Annotated in this window: 1 protein-coding gene and 5 pseudogenes; 3 read left to right on the forward strand and 3 right to left on the reverse strand. The window is 69.8% G+C overall.

The window, feature by feature from the left end:
• A pseudogene (locus tag UG55_RS30175) lies at nucleotides 1-219 on the reverse strand (site-specific integrase); the annotation flags it as partial.
• Between the two features lie 236 nt (nucleotides 220-455).
• Between UG55_RS30175 and UG55_RS20750 the strand changes: the two are divergent.
• Nucleotides 456-1,280, forward strand: a complete 825-nt coding sequence (locus tag UG55_RS20750) for a metalloregulator ArsR/SmtB family transcription factor (protein WP_066071908.1) — start codon at nucleotides 456-458, stop codon at nucleotides 1,278-1,280.
• Nucleotides 1,281-1,549: 269 nt separating this feature from the next.
• Here UG55_RS20750 and UG55_RS40680 read toward each other — a convergent pair.
• Together UG55_RS40680 and UG55_RS20755 are read right to left on the reverse strand one after the other, a co-directional pair.
• Nucleotides 1,550-1,643: pseudogene (locus UG55_RS40680) on the reverse strand (nitroreductase family deazaflavin-dependent oxidoreductase); the annotation flags it as partial.
• A gap of 1 nt (nucleotide 1,644) precedes the next feature.
• Nucleotides 1,645-1,967, reverse strand: a pseudogene (locus UG55_RS20755) (nitroreductase/quinone reductase family protein); the annotation flags it as partial.
• 630 nt (nucleotides 1,968-2,597) lie between these two features.
• Between UG55_RS20755 and UG55_RS40685 the strand changes: the two are divergent.
• Both UG55_RS40685 and UG55_RS40690 read left to right on the forward strand, forming a co-directional pair.
• Nucleotides 2,598-2,780, forward strand: a pseudogene (locus UG55_RS40685) (amidohydrolase); the annotation flags it as partial.
• A gap of 50 nt (nucleotides 2,781-2,830) precedes the next feature.
• Nucleotides 2,831-3,007, forward strand: a pseudogene (locus UG55_RS40690) (amidohydrolase); the annotation flags it as partial.

Consider the following 3,007-nt stretch of genomic DNA (forward strand, 5'->3'; position numbering starts at 1 on the left):
AGGGCAGTGGAGACCGACGCACTCACCCCACCGTAGTCCCGCGTAGGCCGCAGCAAGGACGAGCGCCCGATGCCGTTCCGGCACCTCCGGCAGGAGCTTCCCGGTCAACTCCGCACGAGTGATGAGTTCGTCCGCCGCCGCACCCTTGCGACGCGCCGGAAGGCGGACGCCCTCACACGGGTTGATCGCAATTAGTCGCTCCCGGACAGCAGCCTTCATGATCGAGGACCTGAGCCNGAAGCGCTGGTGGTACACCTGCGCGCGGCCGACCTCACCGTGGCGCAGCCACCGGGCTTGCCGCATGCGAACCTGGGTGTCTAGCCCACCCGGCCCCCTCGCGGGCCGGGTTCTTTCGTGCGCGGGCCGGCCGGGCCGTCGGCCGCTCTGCTGGACCTCGCTTCCGCGTCACCTCGACATCTGGGCGTCACCGCGAGGTGTAGCCGACCGGATGCAGAATGTGGTGCGTGGCTGGGGCTGAGGAACTGGACGGGGTTTTCCGGGCGCTGGCTGATCCGACCCGTCGGCAGCTGCTGGAACGGCTGCGCGAGCGCGACGGGCAGACGCTCAGTGACCTGTGCGGGGGCCTGGCCATGGCGCGTCAGTCCGCGACGCAGCACCTTGCCGTCCTGGAGGCCGCCAACCTGATCAGCACGGTCCGGCGCGGGCGGGAGAAGCTGCACTATCTCCAACCGCTCCCCATCAACGAGATCCAGGCACGGTGGTTGGGGCAGTTCGACCACCACCCGCGACCGCCTCGCCGGGCACCGGCGGCCGGCGGGACACGACCGGCGCCGAACGGCGTGATCGACGAGCCGACCTATATCTGTACCTGCGTGACCTACATCGAAAGCAGCGCCGAGCGGGTCTGGCACGCGCTGACCGACGCGGAGCTGACCGCGGCGTACTGGGGCCACAGCAACGTGTCCGACTGGCGGGAGGGCTCGGCCTGGGAGCACCGCCGGACCGACGGCTCCGGCGTCGCGGACGCCGGGGGCACCGTGCTGGCGGCCCAGCCGCCGCGGCGCCTGGTGATCACCTTCGGGGACCTGGGCGAGGCGCCCGCGGGCGGGCCCTCCACGGTGACGTTCGAGATCGAGCAGTACCACGAGATCGTCCGGCTGACCGTGACACAGTGCAACCTCGCCGACCAGGACGCGCTCACGGTGGTGTCCGCGGGCTGGCCGGCGGTGTTCGCCAACCTGAAGTCCCTGCTCGAAACCGGGCGCCCGTTGCCGCGGGCACCCTGGGAGATGCCGGCCAGGCCGCCCGCCGGGCCCTGACCGCGCGACGATCAGCGCCGGCGAGCGAGGGCCGTCCTGACCGCGGGTAGTCGGAACGGCAGCGCTTCCGGCCGGGGAGAACGCCGGGCGTTGCGGTGGCCGGCCAGTGTTCCCCGGTCAGGCGGGCCGGGCCGGTTCGGCGGTGTGCCACTCCCGTGTCATCCGGCGGCCGAACCGGCCCGGCGGAGTGCGGTGGGCCGGTGGGCCGGTTCGGCCGGTGGGCCGGTGGGCCGGTTCGGCCGGTGGGCCGGTGGGCCGGTGGCGGTAGGTCAGGCGTCGCCGGCGGGAATGAGCGCGACGACCGGGATGACCCGGGATGTCATCTCCTGGAAGTGCTCGAACTGCGGGTTGCGGGCAGCTTGGNGCGCGTAGATCATGCTGCGCTCGCCGCCGTGCAGTTCGATCGCGGTCACCCGCAGGACCTGCCCGTCGACCTCGATGGTGGCCGTCGGGTTCGCTCGCAGCTGGCCCAGCCAGCGGGGGTCGGTGTCCGCGCCGTCGTTGGCGGCGAAGACGTAGTACCTGCCGTTCGAGGGGTAGAAGTTCAGCGGGCTCACGTGCGGCGACCCGTCGGCGTCGGGGCCGCTGTCCAGCAACAGCAGTGTGGCCCCTTCGAACAGGCCCGCTGGCCGGCCCCCGTTGGCGCGGAACTCCTCGATGAATTCCTTGATCTCCTGCGCGCTGTAANTCTTCCTGCTCATCAGCCCGCCTCTGTGGTCGATTCCGGTCTATGGCTTTGTGCCGGAATTTCACGAAATCCAGCTGGATTACGCCGCGGGCCCCGTCCGCCATCGTGCGATGTCCTTCACGCACCCGGATGGCTCCCGCCGCACGGTCCGCGGTTCCCCTCGCCAGGTTCGAGTCGCCCCTCCNGCCGGTGGCCTGACGGCACCTCCTCGGGTGCCCCATATGGCCTCTGAGCTGGGCGGGAGCTTCCGCCGTCCGCAGCTGCCCCGCGGCTGCCCAGCCGNGCCACGGCGCGCGCGAGACCACCCGTTCACTGGTTTCGATGGCGTCTGACCAGTACGTCCGTCATGGTTGATCAGGGGGTCGGCGGCCTGGCTGACGATTGGTCGGCGCGCGGGGACGGCCTCCGGACATGACGCCGTGACACAACTCTGCTACTGCGTGCTGATTTCAGGCCCCAGCTGGCCGCTTGTGTGGACTTCTNGGCCGTATGCGCGGAGACGGCCAGGGCTGGGAAGCGTAAGAGTAGAGGTGTGGTCGGGAGCACACTCCCGAACCGGGAGGTCGAGGAGGAACATGAACATCGACGACATGATCCTGGTGAGCATCGACGACCACGTTGTCGAGCCNCCGGATATGTTCAAGAACCACGTGCCGGCGAAGCTCGCGGATCAGGCGCCGCATGTCGTTCGCAACGACAAGGGCGTCGATCAGTGGATCTACCAGGGTCGGGTCACCGGTGTCAGTGGTCTGAACGCGGTTGTCTCCTGGCCGGCGGAGGAATGGGGCAAGGACCCGGCCGGGTTCGCGGAGNTGCGGCCGGGGGTGTACGACATCCATGACCGGGTGCGGGACATGGACCNCAACGGGATCCTGGCCTCGATGTGCTTCCCGACCTTCGCCGGGTTCAGCGCGGGTCATCTGAACCACTACAAGACCGACACCACCGTGATCATGATCCAGGCGTACAACGACTGGCACATCGACGAGTGGGCGGGCACCTACCCGGGTCGGTTCATCCCGCTGGCGCTGCTGCCGAC

The organism is Frankia sp. EI5c (assembly GCF_001636565.1).
Taxonomy (GTDB): domain Bacteria; phylum Actinomycetota; class Actinomycetes; order Frankiales; family Frankiaceae; genus Parafrankia.

What these genes read in the sequence shown, in the direction of transcription:
- UG55_RS20750 (WP_066071908.1), top strand. Translation starts at nt 456, where the DNA reads ATGTGGTGCGTGGCTGGGGCTGAGGAACTGGACGGGGTTTTCCGGGCG.